Source organism: Plantibacter sp. CFBP 8804 (genome assembly GCF_014841225.1).
Lineage (GTDB): Bacteria > Actinomycetota > Actinomycetes > Actinomycetales > Microbacteriaceae > Plantibacter > Plantibacter auratus.
The window spans coordinates 109,819-134,014 of sequence record NZ_JACYTU010000002.1; the positions used below are offsets into that span (position 1 = coordinate 109,819).

22 protein-coding genes are annotated in these 24,196 nt (G+C 70.7%); 15 read left to right on the top strand and 7 right to left on the bottom strand.

Going from position 1 to position 24,196, the window contains the following annotated elements; all coding sequences use genetic code 11:
* The first annotated feature begins 32 nt into the window (after positions 1–32).
* The gene (locus IFU11_RS05980; protein WP_192018457.1) at positions 33–974 is read left to right on the top strand and encodes a linear amide C-N hydrolase; all 942 of its coding nucleotides are present in this window, start codon (positions 33–35) and stop codon (positions 972–974) included.
* 175 nt (positions 975–1,149) lie between these two features.
* On the opposite strand, the gene IFU11_RS05985 is transcribed toward IFU11_RS05980, so the two are convergent.
* Together IFU11_RS05985 and IFU11_RS05990 are read right to left on the bottom strand one after the other, a co-directional pair.
* Positions 1,150–2,133: a LacI family DNA-binding transcriptional regulator gene (locus tag IFU11_RS05985; RefSeq protein ID WP_192018458.1), complete on the bottom strand. Its 984-nt coding sequence runs from the start codon at positions 2,131–2,133 to the stop codon at positions 1,150–1,152.
* A gap of 36 nt (positions 2,134–2,169) precedes the next feature.
* Positions 2,170–2,898: an SDR family oxidoreductase gene (locus IFU11_RS05990; protein WP_064296395.1), complete on the bottom strand. Its 729-nt coding sequence runs from the start codon at positions 2,896–2,898 to the stop codon at positions 2,170–2,172.
* A gap of 221 nt (positions 2,899–3,119) precedes the next feature.
* Between IFU11_RS05990 and IFU11_RS05995 the strand changes: the two genes are divergently transcribed.
* The gene (locus IFU11_RS05995; RefSeq protein ID WP_192018459.1) at positions 3,120–3,836 is read left to right on the top strand and encodes a nucleoside/nucleotide kinase family protein; all 717 of its coding nucleotides are present in this window, start codon (positions 3,120–3,122) and stop codon (positions 3,834–3,836) included.
* A gap of 84 nt (positions 3,837–3,920) precedes the next feature.
* The gene (locus tag IFU11_RS06000) at positions 3,921–5,414 is read left to right on the top strand and encodes a mannitol dehydrogenase family protein (protein ID WP_192018460.1); all 1,494 of its coding nucleotides are present in this window, start codon (positions 3,921–3,923) and stop codon (positions 5,412–5,414) included.
* Positions 5,415–5,946: 532 nt separating this feature from the next.
* Here IFU11_RS06000 and IFU11_RS20185 read toward each other — a convergent pair.
* The 3 genes from IFU11_RS20185 to IFU11_RS06015 all read right to left on the bottom strand — a co-directional run bounded on the left by IFU11_RS20185 (position 5,947) and on the right by IFU11_RS06015 (position 9,917).
* Positions 5,947–7,458: an HNH endonuclease signature motif containing protein gene (locus IFU11_RS20185; protein ID WP_192018461.1), complete on the bottom strand. Its 1,512-nt coding sequence runs from the start codon at positions 7,456–7,458 to the stop codon at positions 5,947–5,949.
* 470 nt (positions 7,459–7,928) lie between these two features.
* Entirely contained in the window at positions 7,929–8,549 is a 621-nt protein-coding gene (locus tag IFU11_RS06010; RefSeq protein ID WP_192018462.1) for a CPBP family glutamic-type intramembrane protease, read from the bottom strand.
* Between the two features lie 159 nt (positions 8,550–8,708).
* Positions 8,709–9,917, bottom strand: a complete 1,209-nt coding sequence (locus IFU11_RS06015; protein WP_192018463.1) for an HAD-IA family hydrolase — start codon at positions 9,915–9,917, stop codon at positions 8,709–8,711.
* Between the two features lie 355 nt (positions 9,918–10,272).
* Between IFU11_RS06015 and IFU11_RS06020 the strand changes: the two genes are divergently transcribed.
* From IFU11_RS06020 to IFU11_RS06045, 6 genes are all read left to right on the top strand, one after another.
* Positions 10,273–11,310, top strand: a complete 1,038-nt coding sequence (locus IFU11_RS06020; RefSeq protein WP_159879498.1) for a LacI family DNA-binding transcriptional regulator — start codon at positions 10,273–10,275, stop codon at positions 11,308–11,310.
* Positions 11,307–12,401, top strand: a complete 1,095-nt coding sequence (locus tag IFU11_RS06025; protein WP_192018464.1) for a class I mannose-6-phosphate isomerase — start codon at positions 11,307–11,309, stop codon at positions 12,399–12,401. The genes IFU11_RS06020 and IFU11_RS06025 overlap by 4 nt, the downstream gene beginning before the upstream one ends.
* A gap of 130 nt (positions 12,402–12,531) precedes the next feature.
* Positions 12,532–13,293, top strand: a complete 762-nt coding sequence (locus IFU11_RS06030; RefSeq protein WP_079707372.1) for an ATP-binding cassette domain-containing protein — start codon at positions 12,532–12,534, stop codon at positions 13,291–13,293.
* Entirely contained in the window at positions 13,290–14,375 is a 1,086-nt protein-coding gene (locus tag IFU11_RS06035; protein WP_085512287.1) for an ABC transporter permease, read from the top strand. Before IFU11_RS06030 ends, IFU11_RS06035 begins: the two co-directional genes overlap by 4 nt.
* A gap of 73 nt (positions 14,376–14,448) precedes the next feature.
* Positions 14,449–15,444: an ABC transporter substrate-binding protein gene (locus IFU11_RS06040; protein WP_056013014.1), complete on the top strand. Its 996-nt coding sequence runs from the start codon at positions 14,449–14,451 to the stop codon at positions 15,442–15,444.
* Between the two features lie 124 nt (positions 15,445–15,568).
* Positions 15,569–15,868 carry a hypothetical protein gene (locus IFU11_RS06045; RefSeq protein WP_192018465.1) on the top strand — a complete coding sequence of 100 codons (300 nt, stop codon included), beginning with the start codon at positions 15,569–15,571 and terminating at the stop codon, positions 15,866–15,868.
* Between the two features lie 38 nt (positions 15,869–15,906).
* On the opposite strand, the gene IFU11_RS06050 is transcribed toward IFU11_RS06045, so the two are convergent.
* Together IFU11_RS06050 and IFU11_RS06055 are read right to left on the bottom strand one after the other, a co-directional pair.
* Positions 15,907–16,725 (bottom strand): class II fructose-bisphosphate aldolase, encoded by an 819-nt coding sequence (locus IFU11_RS06050; RefSeq protein WP_192018466.1) that lies wholly within the window; start codon positions 16,723–16,725, stop codon positions 15,907–15,909.
* A gap of 55 nt (positions 16,726–16,780) precedes the next feature.
* On the bottom strand, positions 16,781–17,551 hold the full coding sequence (locus tag IFU11_RS06055; RefSeq protein WP_192018467.1) for a DeoR/GlpR family DNA-binding transcription regulator: 771 nt from the start codon (positions 17,549–17,551) through the stop codon (positions 16,781–16,783).
* Positions 17,552–17,683: 132 nt separating this feature from the next.
* Between IFU11_RS06055 and IFU11_RS06060 the strand changes: the two genes are divergently transcribed.
* The 6 genes from IFU11_RS06060 to IFU11_RS06085 are packed head-to-tail and all read left to right on the top strand — an operon-like array spanning position 17,684 to position 24,146.
* Positions 17,684–19,273, top strand: a complete 1,590-nt coding sequence (locus tag IFU11_RS06060; RefSeq protein ID WP_161578616.1) for an FGGY-family carbohydrate kinase — start codon at positions 17,684–17,686, stop codon at positions 19,271–19,273.
* Positions 19,270–20,055, top strand: coding sequence for a DeoR/GlpR family DNA-binding transcription regulator (locus IFU11_RS06065; RefSeq protein ID WP_192018468.1), 786 nt, complete (start codon positions 19,270–19,272; stop codon positions 20,053–20,055). Before IFU11_RS06060 ends, IFU11_RS06065 begins: the two co-directional genes overlap by 4 nt.
* On the top strand, positions 20,052–21,056 hold the full coding sequence (locus IFU11_RS06070) for a 1-phosphofructokinase family hexose kinase (RefSeq protein ID WP_137243456.1): 1,005 nt from the start codon (positions 20,052–20,054) through the stop codon (positions 21,054–21,056). Before IFU11_RS06065 ends, IFU11_RS06070 begins: the two co-directional genes overlap by 4 nt.
* Positions 21,053–22,564: a rhamnulokinase gene (locus IFU11_RS06075; protein ID WP_192018469.1), complete on the top strand. Its 1,512-nt coding sequence runs from the start codon at positions 21,053–21,055 to the stop codon at positions 22,562–22,564. The genes IFU11_RS06070 and IFU11_RS06075 overlap by 4 nt, the downstream gene beginning before the upstream one ends.
* Positions 22,561–23,403 carry a class II aldolase/adducin family protein gene (locus IFU11_RS06080; RefSeq protein WP_192018470.1) on the top strand — a complete coding sequence of 281 codons (843 nt, stop codon included), beginning with the start codon at positions 22,561–22,563 and terminating at the stop codon, positions 23,401–23,403. The genes IFU11_RS06075 and IFU11_RS06080 overlap by 4 nt, the downstream gene beginning before the upstream one ends.
* Positions 23,400–24,146 (top strand): SDR family oxidoreductase, encoded by a 747-nt coding sequence (locus IFU11_RS06085; RefSeq protein ID WP_137243453.1) that lies wholly within the window; start codon positions 23,400–23,402, stop codon positions 24,144–24,146. Before IFU11_RS06080 ends, IFU11_RS06085 begins: the two co-directional genes overlap by 4 nt.
* The last annotated feature ends 50 nt before the right edge of the window (positions 24,147–24,196 follow it).

Sequence of the window (24,196 nt, forward strand, 5' to 3'; positions counted from 1 at the left end):
GTCGAGCACCGCGCTCGGAGTACGCTCAGCGCGTGTGCACTCGAATCTTCTGGAACGACAACGCGGTCGCCAAGACGGTCAGCCGCTGCATGGACTGGTCGGAGAGCGACGAACCCGAGCTGTGGTTCGTCCCGAGCGGTACCGACCGAGGTGGCACGGGCGACGCCACCTCGCACCGGTGGACCTCCCGGTACGGCAGTGTCGTCACGAGCATGTGGGGGATGGGGACCGTCGACGGCCTGAACACGGCGGGCCTCGGAGCACACGCACTGTATCTCGACCCGGAGGACGTGACGTTCGCCGAGCCCGACGGCCGTCCGACGGTCTCGAACGCGCTGTGGGTGCAGTACCTCCTCGACACCTATGGGTCGGTCGCCGAAGCGATCGCCGACATCGACACCGTCCGCATCACGTCCCCGATGTTCCGCGGCCTCCAGATGGGGATCCACATCGCCATCGAAGACGCCTCGGGTGACTCCGCGGTCATCGAGCCGATCGACGGCCGGCTCGTCGTCCACCACGGCCGCGAGTTCACCGTGATGGCGAACTCGCCGAGCCTCGACGAGCAGCTGGCCAACCGCGACCGCTACCGCCCGTTCGGTGGCGAGCTCCCGCCTCCCGGGGACATCACCTCGGTCGACCGGTTCGTCCGCGCGTCCTACTTCCTCCACTACCTGCCGGAGCCGGCGGACACCGTTGAGGCGGTGGCTGGTGTGTTCCAGCTCATCGCGAACGTGTCGGTGCCGTATGGCGCGCCGTACTCGACGGGCGACGTGTACCCGACGTGGTGGCGGGCCGGGGCGGACCTCACGAACCGGGTGTACTACTTCGGCTCGACACGGAGTCCGAACATCTTCTGGATCGAGCTCGACGAACTCGCGGACGTCGGCGAGGTCCGTCGCCTCGACCCGCGCGACCCGAGCCGCGTCGGCGACCAGACGGCGGAGCTCGCGCCGGCGACGTTGAGCTACTAGGCCGGCCGGTTTCGTTTCCCGAGCCGGTCGAGTGTTCGGGGCGTTCGCGTGGCGCCCTTCGACAGGCTCAGGGGCCGAGATGGTTCAGGGGCCGGGGACTTGACGGCTAGTCCGGGGACTTGACTGCTAGGCCGGGGACTTGACGGCTCGGCCGGGGCGGCTCGGAGCCGGCGACTCAGCGCACCGCGGGCGCGGCCCGGCATGAGTCGCGCTCGACGAGGTGCACCGGGAGGACCGTGCTCCGGCGGTATCGCGCGTCGGGGCGGTCGAGGCGGTCGATGATCCGTTCCGCAGCGAGTCGGCCGAGGGCCTCCGGGTCCTGCGTGATCACGGACACCGACGGTCGCAGGAGCTCTGCCAGGGGGAAGTCGCCGAACGCGACGAGTGGGAGCGGTTGCTCGGCGAGTGCGGGCAGCAACGCCATCGTGCAGACGGCGTTCGACGAGAACAGGGCCGTCGCCTTCGAGTCGATCGCCGCCAGCGCACGAGCCGCCCCCTCGCGGGTCGCCGCGCCGAGGGCGATGAGTTCCTCGTCGGCGGGCAGCCCGGCTTCGGTGAGTGCCGCCCGGTACCCGCGCAGCCGCTCGGCGGTCGTCGGCAGGGCCAGCTCGTCGCCGACGAAGGCGATCCGGCGGTGGCCGTGCTCGACGAGGTGCGTCGTCGCCGCGAACGCCCCACCGAAGTCGTCCTGCGTGAAGGCGTCGGCGGCGAGGCCACCCGGCGCGCGGTCGACGAACACGAACGGCGTCCGCGACGCCCACGCGGCCAGTGAGCTCTGGTCGTCGCTGATCGGCGCGAGCACCACTCCGGCCAGCTGGCGCCGGAGCATCGGCTCGAGGACCGCGCGCTCGCGGTCCGGGTCGTCGCCGAGGCTCGTGACGAGCGTCGACATGTCGTGATCGCGCGCCGTCCGCTCTACCGCACGCGCGATCTCGGCGAAGAACGGGTCGACGATGTCGGGCACGGCGACCCCGATGACCGACGGGCGGCCCGAGCGGAACGCCGTCGCGAGGGAGTTCGGCACGTAGTCGAGCTCCCGCATGATCGACTCGACCCGTTCTCGGGTCGCCGGGAGGACGTGCGGGTCCTCGTTGAAGACCCGCGAGACCGTCTTCGCGCTCACGCCGGCGGCTGCGGCGATCTGGCGCATCGTGGCCATGCTCGGGTCCCTTCCGTTCGGTCCTGCCGGATCGGGTCAGCGCGCGGTGTAGCCGCCGTCGATCGGCAGCGAGACGCCGGAGATCATGCCGGCGGCGTCGCTCAGCAGGAAGGTGATCGGGCCGGCGATGTCGTCCTCGGTGGCCCACTTGCCGAGCGGCATCGCCTCGAGGAAGGGGCCTTCGATGTCGGGGCGACCCCAGTACCAGGCGGACATCGGCGTCATCACGACGGTCGGGTTGACGGCGTTCACCCGGATGCCGTACTTCCCGAGTTCCAGGGCGGAGACCCGCGTGATGTTGTCGAGCGCGGCCTTCGACGAGCCGTAGGAGATGTGGCCGGAGAGGGCGACGAGGCTCGCCTGGCTCGAGACGTTGACGATCGCGCCGCCGCGTTCCTGGCGGATCATCTCGCGGGACGCGTACTTGGTGACGAGCAGCGATCCGCGTGCGTTGATGCTGATGACCTTGTCGAACACGTCGATGTCGGTCTCCTGTGGGGAGGCGATCTCGCCGCCCCAACCGCCGGAGTTGACGACGCCCCAGATGTCGCGTCCCTCGATCGCGTCGCGGATGCTGTCCTCCGAGGTGAGGTCGAAGGGCAGCGGTTCGGCGCCCGTCTCGGCGGCGATGGCGTCGAGGTGTTCGACGTTGCGACCGGAGGCGATCACCTGCGCGCCCGCTGCGACGAGGTGGCGGACAGTGGCGCCGCCGATGCCGCCGCTCGCTCCCGTGACGAGGATGGTGCGGCCGTTGAAGTCAGTCATGAGGTGGTCCGATCGACGTGATGAGGCCCGTGCGTCGGTGCACCGGGTCGGGAGCATCATAACCACGGAATGACGGTCGTGTCACCCGTGACATGGATTTCACCAACAGATCATGACACCGGTGACATCCGGTGTTGACACACGCATCCCCTGGACCTACCGTGAGTCGGGCGACGGCGCGATCGCGACCGGTCGGCATCCAGGAGAGGTCAGGCATCACGATGAGCGGCACGACGACCACCGCCAGGACCGGCCTCGATGGCTTCGTCGACCTCGACGGCCTCATCGATCACGCCCGTTCGCTCGCCGCCACCGGGTCCCGCCGGATCCTCGGGATCGTCGGTGCGCCCGGAGCGGGCAAGTCCACCGTGAGCGACGCGATCGCCGCGGCGCTCGGCGACCAGGCCGTCATCGTCGGGATGGACGGCTTCCACCTCGACAACGCCGAGCTCGTCCGCCTCGGGCGACGCGACCGCAAGGGCGCGCCCGACACCTTCGACGTCGACGGCTACATCGCACTGCTGTCCCGCCTCGCCCGTGCCGGGCGCACCGCCGATTCACCGGGCACGCCGATCTACGCACCCCGGTTCGACCGCTCGCTCGAGGCGTCGATCGGCAGTGCCGTCCTGGTCCGCCCCGAGGTGCCGCTCGTGATCACGGAGGGCAACTACCTCCTGTTCGACGACCACGGCTGGCAGGGTGTCGCCGCGCATCTCGACGAGTCCTGGTACGTCGACGTGGACGACGAGGTCCGCCGCGACCGACTCATCGCCCGACGCCTCGGTCACGGACACCCGCGCGACGAGGCCGAAGCCTGGGTGCTCGGCGTCGACGAGCCGAACGCCCGCCTGGTCGACGCGACCAAGCAGCGCGCCACCCGCATCGTCACGCTCGACGCGTCGACGCCGGTGGAGACCGAGTCCACCCACGGCGTCTGATCCACCCTCAGCCTCAGCACCCTCGACCCGCACCACCCTCGACCTGCACCACCCGGAACCCGCTCACCGACGAGAAGGCACCACATGACCCAGCTCTCCGACGCCACCCTCACCGCTCTCGATGAGCACGTGGCCGTCCCCGCCTACGACCGCTCGGCCATCCGACCCGGCATCGTCCATTTCGGAGTCGGCGCCTTCCATCGTGCGCACGGGGCGATGTTCGTCGACCGCGTACTCGGGCTCCCCGGCGACGAACACGCGTCCTGGGGGCTCGTCGGCGTCGGCACACTGCCCGGTGACGCTGCCATGCGGGACGCGCTCGGCGCTCAGGACCGGCTCTACACGCTCGTGACGACGAGTCCGGACGGCGAGGTCGAGGCGCGCGTCGTCGGGTCGATCGTCGAGTACCTGTTCGCTCCCGACGACCCGGAAGCGGTCCTCGCGCGGGTGAGCGATCCGTCGACGCGGATCGTGTCGCTCACGATCACCGAGGGCGGCTACGGGGTGAACGACGCGACCGGCGCGTTCGAGCCGAGTGACGGTGCGACGCTCGCGGACCTCGACGGTCTGCCGTCGGGCGCGCTGCCGCAGAGCCCACTCGGCTTCATCACGGCGGCCCTCCGTGCCCGACGCGACGCCGGTGCGGTCCCGTTCACGGTCATGTCCTGCGACAACATCCAGGGCAACGGGCACGTCGCCCGGACGGCGATCCTCGCCTTCGCCGAGCGCATCGACCCGCCGCTCGCCGCCTGGATCGGTGCCGAGGTGCGGTTCCCGAACTCGATGGTGGACCGCATCACGCCGGCGACGACGGACGAGCAGCGCGCGTTCGTCTCCGAGCGGTTCGGGATCGACGACCGCTGGCCGGTGCTCTCGGAATCGTTCGAGCAGTGGGTGCTCGAGGACGCCTTCTCGGACGGCCGTCCGCCGTACGAGCAGGTGGGCGTGCAGCTCGTGGAGGACGTCGAGCCCTATGAGCTGATGAAGCTCCGGTTGTTGAACGCCTCCCACCAGGCGATGAGCTACCTCGGGCTGCTGGCGGGGGAGACGTACGTGCACGACGTCTGCCGCGACGAGCTGTTCTCGCGGTTCCTCCTCGGGTACATGCATGAGGAGGCGCGTCCGACGCTGGCGCCGGTCCCGGGGATCGACATCGACGCGTACTGCGCGGAGCTGATGCGCCGGTTCGGCAGTGAGGCGATCAAGGACACCTTGGCGCGGCAGATCGTGGACGGTTCTGAGCGCATCCCGAAGTTCCTGCTCCCGGTCGTCCGTGAGCAGTTGCGGACCGGCGGCGGGATCGCGCGTTCGGCGCTCGTGCTCGCGGCGTGGAGTCGATTCATCGAGGGCGTCGGTGACGACGGGCAGGAGCTTGCCCCGGTCGACCGGCGGTTGGCCGAATTGCAGGCGGCGGTCGCGCAGGAGGCGGAGCGCCCCGGGGCGTTCCTCGACCTGGAGGTCGTGTTCGGCGACCTCGGATCGGACGCGCGGCTACGCAAGGCGTTCATCGCGGCGCGAGCACGGCTGGCGAACGTCGGTGCGCGGGTGGCGGTGGAAGAGGTCGTCGCCGCGGGGTGACCCTGCGGCGGCGGGACGGTGCCTCGTCGGCCCTACGGCCGGTTGAGGGGGCGCTCGGTCGCTGAGTCGTCCCCGTCCTCGAGTGCTGGTGGTTCCCGTCTCGGTCCCTGAGCTTGTCGAAGGGCAGGTTCGAAGGCTGTTCGTGTGCCCTTCGACAGGCTCAGGGACCGGGGTGGCCGGGTTGTCGAGGACGGCGTCGGTCGCTGAGCGTGTGCGAGGCAGGGCGGTTCCCGTCTCGGTCCCTGAGCTTGTCGAAGGGCAGGTATGACGGTTCCTCCTGGGCCCTCGAGTGGCTCGGCGGTCGGGTGGTCCGGTCGCTGAGCTTGTCGAGGCATGGTGGTTCCCGTTTCGGTCCCTGAGCTTGTCGAAGGGCAGGTGGTCGCTCGTGTGCCCTTCGACAGGCTCAGGGACCGGGGTGGCTGGGGTGTCGAGTGCAGCGCCGGTCAGAGAGGTTGGCTCGGCGCGGTGGTTCCCGTTTCGGTCCCTGAGCTTGTCGAAGGGCAGGGGTTGCGGGCAGACGGGTGCCATGCGTTCAGGCGGCGAGGTGGATTCGTCCGCCTCGGATGGGGGTTTGGTGTCGGTCGATGTGGCTGGGTGGGATGAACCAGGGGATGCCGTTTTGGATGGTGATGGTCCAGTGGTCGTCGTGGATGCGGTGGTGGTGGAAGGGGCAGAGGAGGATGCCGTTGTCGAGGTTGGTGGGGCCGCCTTGGGACCACCAGGTGATGTGGTGGGCTTCGGTGAAGGAGGGTGGGTGGGTGCAGCCGGTCCAGGCGCAGCCGCCGTCGCGTTCGGCGAGGGCGAGTTTCTGGGCGCGGGTGAACAGGCGGGTGCTGGTGCCGAGGTCGAGGACCTGGGATGGTCCGCTGAGGATCATGGGGATGAGGTTGGCGTCGGCGGCGAGGCGGCGGAGGGCGCCGGCTCCGATGGGTTCGTCGATGCCGTCGATGGTGGCGGTGCCGAGGCCGGTTTCGAGGGTGTCGTGGTCGGTGCGGATGATGACGGTGACGGGGGTGAGTTCGGTGGCGGCGGCGTTGCAGCCGGCCAGGTGTCGGAAGGTCTCGGTGAGGGCGATGGCGCGTCGCCGGTCGATGGGGATGAGGGTGGGCCCGTCGGGCATGGGGTGACCTGATCCGTCGGGTTGGTCGGCGGGGTCGGCCGTGTCGGGGTGGGTGAAGTGGGGTTTGCGGGTGGTGGCGCCGATGAGGGCGTCGAGGCCGGCGCGGATGAAGGCGGCGCTTTCTGGGGCGAGTTCGGCGCGGAGGAGGGTCATGCCGGTGGGGAGTTCGTGGATGGTGCAGCGTTCTGCTCGGCGGAGGAGTTCGTCGCGGGGTTCGCGGCCGTCTTGGTCGAGGCGGGTGCGGACGAGTTTCGCGATGCGGGTGACGTCTTGCAGGGGCGCGTGTCCGGCGTGCTCGATGGCGATGACCGACGCCGCCTGGAGTTCGACCCTGGTGCAGATGCGGCCGGCGTTGCGGAGCTCGCGGACGATGACCGCGGCACCGTCGACGCTGAGGGATGAGCGTGGTGTGCCGAGGGCGCCGTGGTCGTGTGGGTCATCTTCCGCCGTGGCGGAGTGGGGATCGGCGGCTGGTTCGTTGGCGTCGTCGGAACCGGGTGCCGGTTCGAGCGCCGCAGCGACCGCTGGGAACGGGCATTCCTCCAGCTCGCCGAGCAGCCCGCGGGGCTGCGTGATCGCGGCACCGACCTCCGCGATCGCCGCGCCTCGGGCGCGTGCCACCCGCCACCGCTCGGACACCATGACGCCAGGGTTGGCGTAACCGGCGGCGCGCACGAGGGTGCCGTCGCGGCGGGTAGGCGACGGCCGCAACGCGATCGCGCCGGTGACGCGTGCGGCGAGGACCTCGACCGCGTGCTGCACGGCGCCGAGTTCGTCCAGGACCCGGAGGATCGCTTCGTCGTTCATGTTCTCGAGCTGTTCCGCGACACAGGCGCCTGGGCGGATCGCGTCGAGCGCGCCCTGCCAGACCGCATCGAACCCCGCCGCGGCGGCGGCGAGTGGGTTCGGTGCGGTGCTGGTCACGGGTCCATCCAAACACGGACCACCGACATTCGAACGGTTACCGAATCGGCCGCTGATCAGCCTATTTATCCGACAATTGATACTTCCTCAGGGCCCCCTTCGACAGGTTCAGAGACCGGCGATGACGCGTCCGCCGAGCCTGCCGAGGTGCCGTGGGGGAGGTTGTTCGAGGGCCCTTCGACGAGCTCGGGGACCGGCGGGGGCGCGGTCGCGGAGTCTGTCGAGGTGCGGTGGGGAAGGCTGTTCGTGGGCCCTTCGACAAGCTCAGGGAACGGCGGTGACGCGGTCGCGGAGTCTGTCGTGGTGCGGTGGGGAAGGTTGTTTGGGGCGCCCTTCGACAAGCTCAGGCACCGAGTGCCCGCGGTGCCGGCGTGCGGTGGGGGAGGTTGCTCGGGGGCCCTTCGACAGGCTCAGGGAACGAGTCTCCGCGGTTGTCGAGGAGTGGTGCAGAAGGGACGTGTGGCCGGACCTCACGCGAAGACGAAGTAGAACGACAGATGCAGCGTCAGGATGAGGTGCATCGTCGTGAACCGGCGACGGAGCCACGCGAGCAGGAGTCCGAGCGCGAGCATGCTCAGTGCCGGGAGTGGGTTCGGGACGATCCCGAATTTGTCGGGGAGCAGGATGACGTGTCCGAGGGCGAACAGGACTGCGACGGCGGGGATGACCGCGCGCGACGGCAAGCGCGCGGCGAGATGGCGTTGCAGGAGTCCGAAGGTCAGGTAGTCCTGCCAGAACACCGAGACGGTCATCCAGAAGATGTAGAGCAGCACCGGGAACTCGAGCTCGTAGTGCAACGGCAACGCGAGCGCGAGCGCGACCGGGATGACGTACAGGAACCGCTGCCGGGACGGTGCGAAGAGTTCACGGGTGTGGGCGCGCTGCAGGATGGCGATGGCGATCACCAGGAGGCCGGCGATCAGGGACTCGAGGAACACCACGAGGGTGTCCTCCTGCACCACGAGGCGCACAGGGCCTCGATCGGTGATGCCCGGGGTCAGGCACCACAGGGTGAACCACGCCACGGCTATCGCGAGCGCGGAGAACAAGCGGGCGGATTGGCGCGAGGGGGCGTTTTCGACGGTCGACATGGCAGTCGATATTTTAGCAGTGTTATTTCAGATGCAAGACAGGGAGGGATCGCGACCGCCCGAGGTAGCGGTGGAGAACGAACCGTCGTGGCGGGGGAGTCGTCGCGATCGAGGATGTGTTCGGAGGCCCGTCGACAGGCGCCCGGATCTGGGCGCTGCTCAGCCGAGCGATGCCGGGACGAGTCGGAACCCGCCCTCGGCGACCGGCTCGAGCCGCAGTTGGAAGAGGCCGTCGATGACGAGGTCCGCATCGAGTTCGTGCGCCTCGTGCGTACCCGCGATGCCGACCGTCCAGCAGCCGGCGGCGCGCGCTGCGGCGAGCCCGGCCGGTGCGTCCTCGAACACGACGCACGACTGCGACTCCAAGCCCAGCCGGGTGCGGCCGAGCAGGAACGGTTCGGGGTCCGGCTTGCCCTTCGTGACGTCGTCGAAGGTCACGACGACCTCCGGCCGCACGAGGCCGGCGGCCGCGATCCGGTTGCCGGCGATGAGCCTCGTGCCACTCGTGACGATCGCCTTCGCGTCGTCGCCGAGCGCTGCCAGAGCCTCCGCCGCCCCCGGGAGCGCGATGACGTCGGCGACCTCGTCGGCCTCGATCTCGATGATCCGTGCGAGCGCTCCGGCGACCTGCTCGGGCGGGAAGATCGCGGCGAGCACCTGGGCGGCGGGCTGGCCGTGTCCCGCGGCGAGCAGGTCGCCCTCGAGGCCGTACTCGCGGGCGAGCTGCGCCCACGACCGGTTCACCGCCGGCGTCGAGTCGATGAGGGTCCCGTCGAGGTCGAAGAGCCCGGCGGCGAAGACCTGGTCGAAGATCGGCGCGGAGGCCTCGATGGTCCGTCCGAGCCCGAGCGCGCGTTGGACGGCGGCGAGCTGCTGCGAGGTGGACAACGCCGCTTCGATCGACAGGTGCTCGATGGCGGGTGGGGTGTCGGTGGACGGGTCCACGATGTGCGTGTCCCGCTCGGCACCGCGTTCGGCCCGGCGGGCTGCGAGCGTGGCGGCATCGGCGTGCAGCCAGACGACCTTCGGGACGAGCCCGGCGGCCTCGACGAGCGCGTCCCATTCGGCGCCGCCGCGGAGCTCTGCGGTGAAGGGTGCGACGAGCACCGCGCCGACACCGCTGTCGCGTTGGTCGGCGAGGACCGCTCGCAGGGCCGCGTACCGTGCCGGGCGCATGGTCGGGCGCAGCTTCGCGTCGTTCCAGTGGAGCGGTTCGGCGCCGTCGGGATCGGTCACCGCACCGAGACCGTCGAGCAACGGATTGGTGATGGTGTCGAGGTCGAGGAGCGGGAGTCGGAGGGCCCTGGCGAGCTCACGTCCGAGGGTGGTCTTGCCGCTTCCGGCTGCTCCTGCGACGACGACGATCACGCTGACTCCTCGATGATTCCGGGGTGGTGACCCGCATCCGAGGGTCTGAACGCCTCTTCGATGCGAGTTCCAAATGAATTTGATCTCTTTCAGACAACGTTGCTTGACAACGTTGTCGGTCTGCGGTCAGTATAGGCGCACGAAGGAACGACGGGGTTCTGCAGCTGCACCACCCCGACCGATGACAACGCTGTCAGGAGGTGGAGCCCATGGGCACCTGCAACCCCGCGATCACCGCGACCAGTCCGATCCGGACACGTGCGCACGTCCCGTCGCTCCGGACCGGCTGCGACGTCCGACCCGTTCCGCTTCCCGTCATGGGGACCCGCTGATGCGGCCGCCCGGGATCAAGGATGTGGCTGCGCAGTCCGGCGTCAGCATCAAGACCGTCTCGCGGGTGGTGAACGGCGAACCGTCCGTGCACCCCGAGACCCGAAGCCGCGTGCTCGAGGCGATCGATCGCCTCGGGTACGTGCCCAACACGGCCGCCCGCTCCCTGAAGTCCGGCACCGGCGGCGCGATCGGCGTTCTCATCGACTCGCTCGCCGACCCGTTCTTCGCCTCGCTCGTGAGCGCCATCGAAGCCCGCGCACTCAAGGAGGGCCTCAGCGTCCTCGTCGCGAGCACCGGGCTCGACGAGGGGCGCGAGCGCGACCAGTTGACCGGGTTCATCGCCGGCCACCAGGTCGCCGGCGTCATCATCGCCCCTGTCGCTGCGGAGCTGCCCTACCTGGAGGCGTTCCGGAACGTGACGCCCGTCGTCGCCGTCGACCGTCCGCTCGCCGCCTTCGACAGCGTCGTGGTCGACGATTACGCCGCCACCCAGCTCGCGATCCGCCAGTTCGTCGAGCTCGGCCACACCCGCATCGCCTTCTACGACCGGGACGAACGCTTCCTCACCATCCGTCGGCGCTACCAGGGCTACACCGACGTCCTCGCCGAGGCCGGCATCGACCTCGACCCGTCGCTCGTCTCCTGGACCATCGACGGCTCGCTCGACTACGCCGCCGAGACGGAGCGCCTGCTCGGACTCGAGGACCCGCCCACCGCGTTCTTCGCGTCGAACGCGAAGGCGGCGATCGGCCTGACGACCTCCCTGCACCGCATCGGGCGGGAGGGGACGGCGCACATCGCGTTCGGCGACTTCACCCTCGCCGACGTCCTGCGACCGGCCGTCAGCTGCATCAACCAGGATCCGTTCGTCATCGGGACCGCCGCCATCGAACGACTCCTCGAACTGCGCGAATCACCGGCCGACGAGCCGCGCGAGTGGGTCGTCCCGACCTCCCTGGTGTCGCGTGGTTCCGGAGAGATCCCCGGCCCGGCACAGCGTCACACCGTGGACGCGCGCACCGCGTCCACCACGAGCATGGTCGGAGGACCAGCAGCATGAGCACGACCCAGCCCACGAGGCTCGCCCAGCCGACGCGACTCGCGCCGAACCTCATCGAGCACTTCTACCGCGGCGGTGACCGCATCGCCGGCTTGCGCGGCATCGAGCAGCAGAGCGAGTTCCAGCCGGAGGAGTGGCTCGGGGCGACCGTGAGCCGCGCCGACCAGGAGCCCGGCGGTGCCATCGGCCTCGCCCGCACCGTCGACGGCGTCCTCCTCCGCGACCTCGTCGCGGCCGACCCGGAGCAGTGGACCGGGGCGGGACAGGATCACGGCACCGACGCCGCCGACACCGGCATCCTCGTCAAGCTGCTCGACGCCCGTCAGCGACTCCCCGTCCACGTCCACCCGGATCGAGCGTTCGCCGCCTCCCACCTCGACTGCGCCTACGGCAAGACGGAAGCCTGGTTCATCCTCGACGCCGAGCCCGGTTCGGCCGTCCACCTCGGATGGAGCGAGGACGTCGACCCCGACGAACTCGACCGTCGTCGCGACGCCCAGGACAGCGAGTGGATGCTGTCGCACATGAACCGGATCGTCGTCGAGCGCGGCATGGGCATCCTCGTCCCGGCCGGCACGGCCCACGCGATCGACGGCGGCATCTTCCTCGCGGAGGTGCAGGAACCGACCGACCTCTCCATCCTCCTCGAGTGGTCGGTCACGACCTCGACGCGCGACGAGTCCCACCTCGGCCTCGGATTCGAGACCGTGATGGGCGCGGTGTCGACGACGGCACTCCCGCAGTCCGAGATCGAACACCTCGTCGTGCTGCACGACCTCGACGCCCGGACGGACGCGCCGGTGTCGCTGTTGCCCGAGGCCGCCGACCCCTACTTCCAGCTCTTTGCCGTGGCGCCCGGCACCGACGGCAGCGCGCCCGTGGTCGCCGGCTTCTCGGTGGCCCTCGCGCTCACCGGCGCAGGCGCACTGGTCTCTGAGACCGGCGCCGAGGCTGTCGAGTTCTCCGCCGGAGAGGTCTTCGCCGTCCCGGCCGGGTTCGGGCCCTGGACCGTCAGCGGTTCCGGGACCGTGCTCGCCGCCGGCCCCGGTGCGGGCTGGCCGGCGACCCTCGCATCGGGAGGCATCCGATGACGCCACCCCTCGACGCAGGACCCACGATCACGCAGCAGCTCACCACACACCACCGCCCCGAACGGCGGTACGACAGCCACCACACGCCGGACCCGTCCACCGGGGCCGGCTGGAAAGGAACGAGAACGACATGACGACTCCCGTCTTGGAGGCCAGAGGCCTCACCCGGCAGTTCGGGCACGTCCGCGCCCTCGACGAAGCGGACTTCGAGGTCTACCCCGGCGAGGTCACCGCCCTCATCGGCGACAACGGGGCGGGCAAGTCCACCCTGGTCAAGGCACTCTCCGGCAACCTCGCGGTCGACAGCGGCGTGATCAAGTTCGAAGGCGAACCGATCACCCTCACCTCGCCCATGCAGTCGAGCGCGCTCGGCATCGAGACGGTCTACCAGGACCTCGCACTCGCGCCCCACCTCGATCCCGTGCAGAACGTCTACCTCGGCCGCGAGATCATGCGGCCTGGCCTCGGCGGGCTGCTCGGCCTCATGAACGTCAAGGAGATGAGCAAGCAGTCGCGTCACGCCTTCGACGAACTCGGCGCGACCGTCCGCTCGCTCACCGACCCGGTGGGCGCGATGTCCGGTGGGCAGCGCCAGGCGATCGCCATCGCCCGCGCGGTGCACTGGGCCAACAAGGTCGTCTTCCTCGACGAACCGACGGCCGCCCTCGGCGTCCGCCAGACGAAGAACGTGCTCGAGACGATCCGCCGGGTGCGCGACAAGGGCATCGCGGTCGTCTTCATCAGCCACTCGATGCCGCACGTCATGGAGGTGTCCGACCGCGTGCAGGTGCTGCGGCTCGGCCACCGCGCGGCGACGGTCGACACGAAGGACACGAACATGGAAGAACTCGTCGGTCTCATGACCGGTGCCAGCACGAGGAACGTCGCATGAGCGCGGTGAAGCAGGCCGAGATGGGGCCGGAGACGACCGCCATCGAGACGGCCAAGGATCGGGAGACCCCGATCAGGAAGCTCTTCAAGGCCCAGGCCTTCCAGATCTTCATCGTCCTCCTCGTCGTCATCGCGATCTTCTCCGCGATCGCGCCCGACACCTTCGCGCAGCTGTCCAACCTGCGGCTCGTCGTGCAGAACGCCTCGATCCTCGCGGTGCTCGGCGTCGGCATGACCTACGTCATCATCACCTCCGGCATCGACCTCTCGATCGGATCCGTCCTCGTCTTCTCGGGCGTCGTGTCCGCGACGACGATGCGGGCCATGGGCGGCGACGACTGGGGGACCGCGATCGTCGGGATCATCGTCTCGATCGGCGTCGGCATCCTCTGGGGCACGTTCAACGGCATCCTCATCTCCAAGGCGAAGGTGCCGCCGCTGATCGTCACCCTCGGTAGCCTCGGCATGGCGCTCGGCCTCGCCCAGATCCTCACCGGCGGTGTCGACATCCGCGAGGTGCCCTCGGTCCTCACCGACTCGATCGGGTACGGCAACATCTTCGGCGCGGTCCCGATCATCTCGGTCATCGCCCTCGTCGTCGTCATCATCGGTGCGCTCATCCTCCACAAGACGAAGTTCGGCCTGTACACCTACGCGGTCGGATCGAGCGAGGAGGCGGCACGACGCGTCGGCGTGAAGGTCGACCGTCACCTCATCCGCATCTACGCGATCTCGGGTGGCCTCGCGGGTCTCGCCGGCATCCTGTCGCTGTCGCAGTTCGGCACCACCGCGATCGCCGGTCAGTCGCAGACGAACCTGAACGTCATCGCCGCGGTCGTCATCGGTGGCACCTCGCTCTTCGGTGGCTACGGGACGATCTTCGGCACCGTCGTCGGTCTGTTCATCCCCGCCGTCCTCCAGAACGGCTTCGTCATCACCGGCGTGCAGCCGTTCTGGCAGCAGGTCGCGGTCGGCGCCGTCCTCATCCTGGCCGTCTACGTCGACCAGGTCCGCCGTTCCTCCGCAGCCCGCGGTGGATCCACCAGCTTCTGGCGAGCCCTCGTCAGCAGGAAGAAGAAATAACCCCCTACACAGATCAACACCCCCCCCGCACCATCCCAGTAGTCCAGCAGTTCAAGAGAAACGGGTAATCACAATGAAGTGGAAGAAGTCAGTTCTCGGAGTCCTCGCGCTCGGCGCGTCGGCAGGCCTCATGCTCACCGGCTGTTCCGGTGGCGCGAGCTCGGGCGGCAGCAGCGCAGGCGCAGGTTCCGACGGCTACAAGATCGCGTTCATCCAGGGCGTCGCAGGCGACGAGTTCTACATCTCGATGCAGTGCGGTATCGAATCGGCGGCGAAGGACGCCGGCGCGACGGTCACGACCCAGGGTCCGGAGAAGTTCGACCCGACGCTGCAGAAGCCGCTCGTCGACTCGGTCGTCGCCTCGAAGCCGGACGCGATCCTCGTCGCCCCGACCGATGTGAAGGCCATGGAGGCCCCGCTGAAGGCTGCGGCCGACGCGGGCATCAAGGTCGTCCTCGTCGACACCACCGTCGACGACCCGTCGTTCGCGGTCTCGCAGATCTCGAGCGACAACAAGGGCGGCGGCGCTGCGGCGTTCGACGCGATCAAGGAAGCGCACCCCGAGGGCGGCAAGGTCCTCGTGGTCTCGGTCGACCCCGGCATCTCGACCACGGACGCCCGTGCCGAGGGCTTCCAGGAAGCGGTGAAGGGCGATGACAAGTTCACCGACCTCGGCGTGCAGTACAGCCACAACGAGCCGTCCACGGCTGCCGAGATCGTGACCGCGGCGCTCCAGAAGGACCCCGACATCGTGGGCATCTTCGCAGCGAACCTGTTCGCGGCCGAAGGTTCCGCGACCGGTGTCAAGCAGGCCGGTAAGGAGGACTCGGTCACCATCGTCGGGTTCGACGCGGGTCCCGCTCAGGTCAAGCAGCTGAAGGAGGGCACCGTCCAGGCGCTCGTCGCTCAGGAGCCGGCCACCATCGGCAAGGACGGCGTCGCCCAGGCGATCGCCGCTCTGAACGGTGACAAGGTCGAGGCCAAGATCGAGACCGGCTTCACCATCATCACCAAAGACAACGTCGACGGCGACGCGAAGGATGCCGTCTACCAGTCCAAGTGCGGCTAGGCCTGCCGGCCACCCCGCACCACCAGACCGCGACGGCGTCGGAGCTTCGAGCTCCGGCGCCGTCGCGCTGCGTCCGGTCCGCTCCGCCTCGACGCCACCCTCCACGGGATGCGAGAATCGCGACATGACCCAGGTGATCGTCGCGGTGACCGCGGTGCGCCGGCTGTCCGACGCTGCTCCGGGACGGATCGAGGCCGAGGTCGTCGATGCAGCGGGGCGAGCCCACCGCCTGGTCATCACGGTCCCCGAACGCGCGAGCCGCGCGGCCGCCGCGTCGACCGACGTCCCGTTCCGACTCGGGCTCCGGGCCGAGTACGTGCGTATGGAGGGACCGGCCGTGGTGATCCGGTTCGCGGACGGCGTCACCACCACCGAGGGCCTCGGCGAGGTCTGCCTCGACCCGGACATCGTCCACTGGTTGTGAACGACTCGATCGACTGACGGTCGGGTCGGCGACGAGTCCTACGCGACGAGGGTGAGGAGCCGCACGACCTCGGCAGCGACGGCGTCGCGTGCCGGGCCGAGGTACTTCCGCGGGTCGACGAGTGACGGGTCCGCGTCGAGGCGCTCACGGACGGCTCGGGTGAAGACGCCGTTGATGTGGGTCGAGATGTTGATCTTGCGCATGCCCGCGTCCACCGCCCGCACGAGGTCCTCGTCGCTCACGCCGCTCGAACCGTGCAGGACGAGCGGGACGGGGACGGCTGCCGCGAGTTCGCGGATGAGGCCGAAGTCGAGGGTCGCGCTCCGGGAGGTCATCGCGTGCGAGCTGCCGACCGCGACCGCGAGGCCGTCGACGCCGGTGCCCGCGACGAACGCCGCGGCTTCACCGGAGTCGGTCCGGACGCCGGGCGTGTGTGCGCCGCCCTTCCCGCCGATCGCCCCCAGTTCCGCCTCGACCCACACGCCCTGCGCCTGAGCCGCGCGGGCGACCGCTGCGGTGCGCTCGCGGTTCTCCTCGTCGGGGAGGGTCGCCGCATCGAACATGACCGAGGTGAATCCGAGCCGCACCGCCTCCTCGACGAGCGTCTCGTCCTCGGCGTGGTCGAGGTGCACGGCGGTCGCGATGCCGGCCTCGCGGGCGAGCTCCAGGCTCGCGAGCCCGATCGGCGCGAGGCCGCCGTGGTACCTCGCCGCGTTCTCGGACACCTGCAGGATGACGCCCCGGCCCGCGAGCTCCGCGCCGCGGAGGATGGCCTCGCCGTGTTCGAGCTGGATGACGTTGAAGGCGAGCACGGCGCGCTGCGCGTCGAGGAGCGCAGCGGTGGAGACGAGCGTCATGATGGTTCCTCTCGGGGTGCACGCGGGATGATCGACCCGGTGCCGGTGGGGATGGTCAGGTGGTGGCCAGCAGCAGCTCTGGACCGCTCTCGGCGAGCGCGTCGACGGTGTCCGGGTCGAGCCCGTCGTCGGTCACGATCTGATCGAACTCGTCGAGTCCCGCGGCCCGGTGGAACGAGGTGGTGGCGAACTTCGCGGCGGTGACGGCGAGGATGCGTCGTCTGGAGATACCGAGCATCGCCCGCTTCACCTCGGCCTCCTCCGGCAGCGTCGTCGTGGCGCCCGAGGTGAGCCCCACCCCGTTGGCGCCGAGGACGGCGACGTCGGCGTGGAGCCCCGACAGCCGTTCGACGGTCCACGCGCCGACGGTCGCCTGCGTGACGGCGCGGACCCGCCCGGGCAGGGCGAGCACGGTGAGGCGCGGCCGGCCACCGAGCAGAGCGACGATCGGCAGGCTGTTCGTCACCACGAGGAGTCGGCTGGCGTGGGGGAGGAGTGCGGCGACCTCGAGGGTCATCGCACCGGAGTCGAGCAGGACGACCCCTTCCTCGGGGAGCTGCTCGACGACGAGGCGGGCGACGGCGGCGCGCTCGATGCGCTCGCCCTCGCGGCGTCGTTGGAGGCTGGGCTCGAACGCGGATCGTCGGGCGAGGACCGCGCCACCGTGGTGGCGGCGGATGAGCCCCTGTCGTTCGAGCACCGCGAGGTCGCGCCGGATGGTCTCCGGTGTGACGCCGAGTCGGCTGCTCAGCTCGGCGACCGACAGGGCGCCGTCGCCGTCGCGGGCACCCGCGAGGATCGCGGCGTGACGCTCTGCTGGGTACATGACTGCTCCGTCCGATCCGGCCAGCGTATCCGAATCTGTCCGATATGCCTTCCGATTCCGTGGGATCGGTGCAAAGATCAACATGATCGGGCGCACCCGACGACGATGATGACGACGAACGGAAGGCCGCCGATGGCTGAGCACGGGCCGCACAGCGCACCCCACGAGTCGGGGTCGCGGTTCCTGCTCGGGATCGACGTCGGGCAGACCGCCGTCAAGGCCGTCCTGCACGACGAGCGGTTGCTGCCGGTCGCGGTCGCTCGGCGCGCGAGCCCCGTCGACCGCCCGGTCGCCCGGCATGCCGAGCGGCCGCAGGACGCCCTATGGGCCGCGGTCGCCGACGCGGTGTCGGAGGTGATGGCGACGTCGGGTGTCGACCCGACCCTGGTCGCCGCCGTCGGGATCACCGGCCACGGCGACGGGCTGCACCTCGTGACCGCCGCCGGAGAGCCGGTCGGCCCGGCCATCACGGCGATGGACTCCCGGGCGCATGTCGAGGCCGCCGAACTCGCCTCCGATCCGGACCGGCTGCGCGTGGTGCTCGAACGCTCCGGACAGCTGCCGACGCCGGGCGCCGCCGGCAACCTCCTCCGCTGGTTGCTCCGCCACGACCCGGAGCGTGTCGAGCAGGCAGACGCGATGCTCTTCTGCAAGGACGTGGTCCGCCTGCGGCTCACCGGCGAGATCTCCACTGACTACTCCGACGCCTGCGCCTCCTTCCTGGACGTCGGGACCGCCACCTGGAGCGCCGAGGTCCTCGACGCCTACGGCCTGCCCGCCGAGATGCTCCGCCTGCTGCCGCCGATCAACCCGAGCGGCACGATCGTCGGGTCGGTGCTGCCGGCGGCCGCCGCGGTCACGGGCCTCGTCGCCGGGACACCGGTCGTGTCGGGACTCCACGACGTGCAGGCCTCGTCGATCGGCATGGGCGCACTCGTCCCCGGACGGCTCGCCCTCGTGGCCGGCTCGTTCAGCACCAACGGCGTGACGACGACCCAGCCCGACGTGGACCCGCGGTGGCAGTCCCGCCTCTCGATCACCCCGGACCTGCGGATCGCGATGTCCACCTCGGCGACGGCATCGCCCTCCTTCGACTGGACGCTCCGGCTCCTGGGCGTGACTGACGCCACCGGCCGTGACGCGCTGATCGCCGAGGCCGCAGCACTCCCTCCGGAGGAGCAGGTGCCGCTCGTTCTGCCCTTCCAATCGGACTCGCCGCTCGGCGCCGAAGCCTCGGCCACCCTCGTCGGCGTCCGAGACTGGCACACCCGGGCGCATGTGCTGCGCGGAGCACTCGAGGGCATCGTGCTCATGCACCGCTGGCACACCCGGGCGCTCGGCGAACGGTTCCGGTGGGACGAGCCGATCGTCCTGGGCGGCGGCCTCGCGCGGTCGCGGCTGTACGTGCAACTCGTGGCCAACGCGCTTCGAGCGCCCGTGACGGTCGTCGACTCGGAGGAGGCCGGAGCCCTCGGCGCCGCGATCGTCGCCGGGGTCGCCACCGGACTCCTGCCGTCGGTGGAACAGGCCCAGCACGACGTCGTCCGACACGCGCCCGCCGTCCTGCCGACGGACGCCTCGGCCGCGTACTGGGCCGGGGTCGGACACGCGTTCGACGAGCTCGTCGAGGCCCTCGGCCCTTGGTGGCGACGACGGGCCGAGGAGTCGAGCCCCGACGGTCCGGCGTCCGAACGCGACGACCGTGCCGGGGTGGAACGATGAGCGCGTCCGTCGGCGGCCGCGGGACGGTCACGTCCAGTCCGGTGGACGACCGGCGTCGGGAGATCCTCACCCGACTCGACCAGGACGGGCGGGTCGAGGTCGGCGTGCTCGCAGTGGACCTCGGCGTGACCGAGGAGACGATCCGACGCGACCTCCGCGTCCTCGAACTCGACGGACGCCTCCGACGCGCGCACGGCGGTGCGGTGCGGGTCGACCTCGACCCGGGCCAGGACTCCGGGGTGTCCGGTGCGCTCGCCGCGCGGGCGCTGACCCTGGTCGACCCGGGCTCAGCGGTCTTCCTCGGCGCAGGGTCCGCCTGTGAGGCGCTCGCCGCAGTTCTCGCGACGACCGCCGGGACCGTCATCGTGACCGGTTCGGTGCCCGTCGCCCTGGCCGCTGCCGCTGCCGAGGAATCGGCCGTCGTCCACCTCGTCGGCGGGACGGCGGACGGGCGCGGCGTCCTCACCGGCGCCTGGGCGCGCGAGCAGCTCGCCGGCCTCCGCCTCGACGTCGCGGTCGTCGAGGCGCTCGGTGTCTCCGCGGACGGGCGACTGCTCCACGCCTCGCCGGAGGAGGCGGCGGTCGTCGCGTCGGCGGTCGAGCTGGCGTCCACGACGATCCTCCTGGGCGACCCGGCGACGTTCGGTGCCGACGGCCTCGCGGCCTCCGTCCCGGCCGCCCGCCTCGACGTGGCGGTGGTGCACCACGGCGTCGACGAACCGACCCTCGACGCCCTCCTCGCGACCGGCGTCCGCGTCGAGACGGTCGGGGCGGACGCATGAGCGGCATCGTGACAGTCACGCCGGCGGCCGCGATCGACCAGACGTACCGCGTCGACGGGCTGCGACTCGGCGACGTCAACCGGGCGGTGGGCGTGTCCACCGAGCTGAGCGGCAAGGGCGTCAACGTCGCGCGGGCGGTCACCCTCTCGCCACTCCCGGTCCGTGCCGTGGTGCCGATGGGTGCGGACGGACGGATCCTCGCCGACGACCCGGCACTCCGGACGTTGCTCGCCGTGGTCCCGACCGACGGTCGGACGCGCGTGAACACGACCATCCTCGACGCCGCGACCGGGACGACCAAGGTCAACGAACCGGCGATCCCGCTGCGTGCCGAGGACTGGGCCGCCGTCGTCGCCACCTCCGGCGCGGAGATCGACCGGATCGGCGCGGACTGGCTCGTCCTCTCCGGCACGATCCCGACGGTCCAGGGCGGTACCGGCCTCGTCGACATCCTCCAGTTGCTCCGGCAGGCGGGTGACCGGGGAGCGCGCGTGGCCGTCGACACCGCGGGTGCGGCGCTCGAGACCGCCGTCGCGAACCTCGACCTCGTCCACCTGCTCAAACCGAACGCGCACGAGCTCGCCGAGCTCACCGGCCGTGAGCTGCTGACGATCGGCGATGTCGCCTCCGCCGCCGACGAACTGCACCGTGCCGGCTGCGACCTCGTCTACGTGAGCATGGGGGCCGACGGGGCGCTCCTCCGCACCGCGGCTGGGCTGTGGCACGCGCACGTCGCAGCCACGGTCGTGAACACGGCCGGTGCCGGCGACGCCTCGTTGGCCGGATTCCTCGTCGGACTCCACGGCGAGGACGGACGGGACGACCCGGCGGCGGCGGTCGCGTCTGCCGCCGCCTGGGGTGCGCTCGCCGTGTCGAGCGCGACGACCATCCTCACCTCCCTCGAGGCGCTCACCACACCGGTCGCCGTCCAGGACCCCGACCCGACGACGCCGCTGAGCGAACCGGCCACGCCGCCAGGCGACGAGGCGACGACGCCATGATCGATCAGGCCGTTCCACGCTTCCATGCCGCCGTAGACCTCGGTGCGTCGAGCGGTCGCGTCATGCTCGGGCGCTGGGCCGACGGCCGCTTGGCGCTCACCGAGGTGCACCGGTTCCCGAACGGCCCGATCACGCAGGACGGTCGACTCCGGTGGGATGCGGAGCGCCTGTTCGAGGAGACCCTCGTCGGGCTTGCGCAGGCCGTCCGGATCGCAGAGACCGCCGGCGGTGTGCTCGACGGGATCGGGGTCGACAGCTGGGGCGTCGACGTCGCGCTCGTGGGCGTCGGCACCGGAACGGCGATGCCGAATGGCTCCGCGCCGACGTTCCCGTCGGTGCCGCATCACCGCGGCGCCGACGCCGACGGACCGGCCCGTGCCGCCGTGCTCGTCGACGCCGCGACGGCCTACGCGGTGACCGGCGTGCTGGAGCAGACCATCAACACCTCGTACCAGCTGCGGTCCCGCGCCGAGGAGCTCGACGCGCGCCGAGCCGACGGCGATCGCCCGACCGTGTTGCTCGTCCCGGACCTCTGGGTGTGGCTGCTCACCGGCGTTGTCGGAGCGGAGCGCACGATCGCCTCGACGACGCAGCTGCTCGATCAGGGGACCGGTGACTGGGCGGCGGAGCTCATCCGTCGCTGGGGTCTCGACGGATTCGACTTCCCGCCGGTGGTCGCACCGGGGACGGTCGCCGGCCCGACGACGCCGGCGGTCACGGCGCGTCTCGGGTCGAGCGTGCCGATCCCCGTCCACCGCGTCGCGGAGCACGACACTGCGTCCGCGCTCGCCTTCGCCTGCCCGGACGGTGCGGAGCTCCTCGTCTCGAGTGGCAGCTGGTCCCTCGTGGGGGTATGTCTGCCGGCGCCGGTGCTCACCGAGCACGCGCGGACCGCCGGCTTCACGAACGAGGCCGGTGTCTCCGGATCCTCCCTGCTCCTCCGCAACCTGGCGGGGATGTGGCTGCTCACCGAGTGCGCCCGCGCCTGGTCCGCCGAGGACGGGAGCGCGGTCGACCTCGTCGATCTCGTGTCGGCCGTGGCGGAGACGGAACGAGACGCGACCACGGACGTCACGCCCGCCGTGTTCGACGTCGCCGACCCACGGCTGCTCGTCCCGGATGACATGCCGGAACGCATCGCGACGCTCTGCCGGGAGACCGGACAGCGTCCACCGAGCGGACGGAGCGACACCGTGCGTACCGTGGTCGAGAGCCTCGCGGTGGCGTACGCCGAGACGGTCCGGGCCTGCGAGGCGATCACCGGGGTGACGATCCGTTCGGTCCGCATCGTCGGCGGCGGATCGCGCAACCGGCTCCTGTGCGCCCGCACGGCGGCACGGACCGGTCTTCCGGTCACCGCCGGTCCGGCGGAGGCTTCGGCGCTCGGCAATCTGGCCGTGCAGCTCGTCGCGGCCGGTCACGCGCCGTCGCTCGACGCGGTCTACCGGCACGGCCAGGACGACCACGACGATCACGACGACCACGACCATGAGCGGACACCGACATGACCGACCGCACCGACCAGCCGGAGACCGAGACGGACCTGCTCGACCGCTTCGTCGCCTTCTCGCGCGATCTCGGCCGCCCCGATCGGGCGTGGGCCCTGCTGGCAGAGGGCAACACCTCCCTGCTCCTGACCGACGACGGTGATCCGGCGATGCTCGTGAAGGCGAGCGGCGCGTCCATGGCCGTGGCGACCGCCGACGACGCGGTCCGTCTCGCGCTCGGACCGGTGCTCGACCTCGTCGACTCGCACACGGGCGGGGACGCGGAGGTGGCCGCGCTGTTCGATGCCGCGGCACTCGCCGGCAACGGTCGACGCCCCTCGGTGGAGGCGATCCTCCACGCCGTCTGCCTCGACCTGCCCGGCGTCATCGCGGTCGGCCACACCCATCCCGTGCCGGTCAACGCGCTGCTCTGCTCACCGTCGGCCGACGCCCTGACCCGCGGTTCGCTCTTCCCCGACCAGATCGTGGTCCTCGGCACCGATCCGCTGCTCGTGCCCTACGTCGACCCCGGGCTCGAGCTCGCCCGCACGGTCCGCCGCATGCTGCGCGAGCAGCTCGCCACGACCGGTCGGGTACCGAAGGTCGTGTACCTGCAGAACCACGGGATGTTCGCCCTCGGATCGAGTGCGGCCGAGGTGCTCCGGATCACCGAGATGGCCGTGAAGGTCGCCCAGGTGCTCCTCGGAGCACTCGCCGCCGGCGGGCCGGTGTACCTGAGCGACAAGGCCGTCGCCCGCATCGACACGAGACCCGACGAACTGCTGCGTCGAGCCGCGCTCGCCGCGCAGGAATCAACCACCGACCGCGCCGGGACGGCGCACGGAAGGACCACGACATGAGCCTGTCGACCAGCGCCATCGACCTCACCGGGCAGGTCGCGATCATCACCGGAGCCTCCTCGGGCATCGGCCGGTCCTACACCCAGACGCTCGCCGCCGCCGGGGTGCGCACGGTGCTCGTCGGACGCTCCACCGAGCGACTCTCGGGCGTCGCCGACGCCCTGCCGACTCCGAGCGTCTTCCTGGCGGGTGACCTCGCCGACCCCGCCGTGTCCGAGCAGGCCGTCGCCCTGGCGCTCGCCGCCTTCGGACGTCTCGACATCGTCCTCGCCAACGCGGGCCTCTACGTCGGCGGTGACGTCGTCGACACCCCGATGACCGCGATCGAGGAGCTCGTCGGCGTCAACGTCCTCGGAGCGATGGCGACGGTTCGCGCAGCGCTGCCGCACCTCGTCGAGCAGGGCGCGGGCGACGTCCTGGTGACGAGCTCGGTGTCCGGTCACCAGGACATCCACTGGGAGCCCGTCTACTCCGCGACGAAGCACGCCATGCAGTCGTTCGTCCACACCACCCGGCGGAACCTCGTCGGATCCGGGGTGCGGATGGGCGCGGTCGCCCCCGGCGTCGTGCTCAACGAGCTGTGGGGGATCGCCGAGGGGGCTTCCGGGGTGGAGGACCAGATCGCCGCACGCACCGGCATCCGTTCCGAGGACGTCGCCGACGCCGTGCTCTTCATGCTCACGAGACCTCGACACGTCACCATCCGCGACCTCGTCATCCTGCCCACCGACCAGGAGATCTGAGCGACTCGCGTCGCCCGACGACACCTCCACCAGCCCGCCCCGATCGAAGG

Coding starts and splice junctions, on each gene's coding strand:
- IFU11_RS05985 (WP_192018458.1), bottom strand. CDS start 2,133: ATGGCCACGATGCGCCAGATCGCCGCAGCCGCCGGCGTGAGCGCGAAG.
- IFU11_RS05990 (WP_064296395.1), bottom strand. CDS start 2,898: ATGACTGACTTCAACGGCCGCACCATCCTCGTCACGGGAGCGAGCGGC.
- IFU11_RS05995 (WP_192018459.1), top strand. CDS start 3,120: ATGAGCGGCACGACGACCACCGCCAGGACCGGCCTCGATGGCTTCGTC.
- IFU11_RS06000 (WP_192018460.1), top strand. CDS start 3,921: ATGACCCAGCTCTCCGACGCCACCCTCACCGCTCTCGATGAGCACGTG.
- IFU11_RS06010 (WP_192018462.1), bottom strand. CDS start 8,549: ATGTCGACCGTCGAAAACGCCCCCTCGCGCCAATCCGCCCGCTTGTTC.
- IFU11_RS06025 (WP_192018464.1), top strand. CDS start 11,307: ATGAGCACGACCCAGCCCACGAGGCTCGCCCAGCCGACGCGACTCGCG.
- IFU11_RS06030 (WP_079707372.1), top strand. CDS start 12,532: ATGACGACTCCCGTCTTGGAGGCCAGAGGCCTCACCCGGCAGTTCGGG.
- IFU11_RS06035 (WP_085512287.1), top strand. CDS start 13,290: ATGAGCGCGGTGAAGCAGGCCGAGATGGGGCCGGAGACGACCGCCATC.
- IFU11_RS06040 (WP_056013014.1), top strand. CDS start 14,449: ATGAAGTGGAAGAAGTCAGTTCTCGGAGTCCTCGCGCTCGGCGCGTCG.
- IFU11_RS06045 (WP_192018465.1), top strand. CDS start 15,569: ATGACCCAGGTGATCGTCGCGGTGACCGCGGTGCGCCGGCTGTCCGAC.
- IFU11_RS06050 (WP_192018466.1), bottom strand. CDS start 16,725: ATGACGCTCGTCTCCACCGCTGCGCTCCTCGACGCGCAGCGCGCCGTG.
- IFU11_RS06055 (WP_192018467.1), bottom strand. CDS start 17,551: ATGTACCCAGCAGAGCGTCACGCCGCGATCCTCGCGGGTGCCCGCGAC.
- IFU11_RS06060 (WP_161578616.1), top strand. CDS start 17,684: ATGGCTGAGCACGGGCCGCACAGCGCACCCCACGAGTCGGGGTCGCGG.
- IFU11_RS06065 (WP_192018468.1), top strand. CDS start 19,270: ATGAGCGCGTCCGTCGGCGGCCGCGGGACGGTCACGTCCAGTCCGGTG.
- IFU11_RS06070 (WP_137243456.1), top strand. CDS start 20,052: ATGAGCGGCATCGTGACAGTCACGCCGGCGGCCGCGATCGACCAGACG.
- IFU11_RS06075 (WP_192018469.1), top strand. CDS start 21,053: ATGATCGATCAGGCCGTTCCACGCTTCCATGCCGCCGTAGACCTCGGT.
- IFU11_RS06080 (WP_192018470.1), top strand. CDS start 22,561: ATGACCGACCGCACCGACCAGCCGGAGACCGAGACGGACCTGCTCGAC.
- IFU11_RS06085 (WP_137243453.1), top strand. CDS start 23,400: ATGAGCCTGTCGACCAGCGCCATCGACCTCACCGGGCAGGTCGCGATC.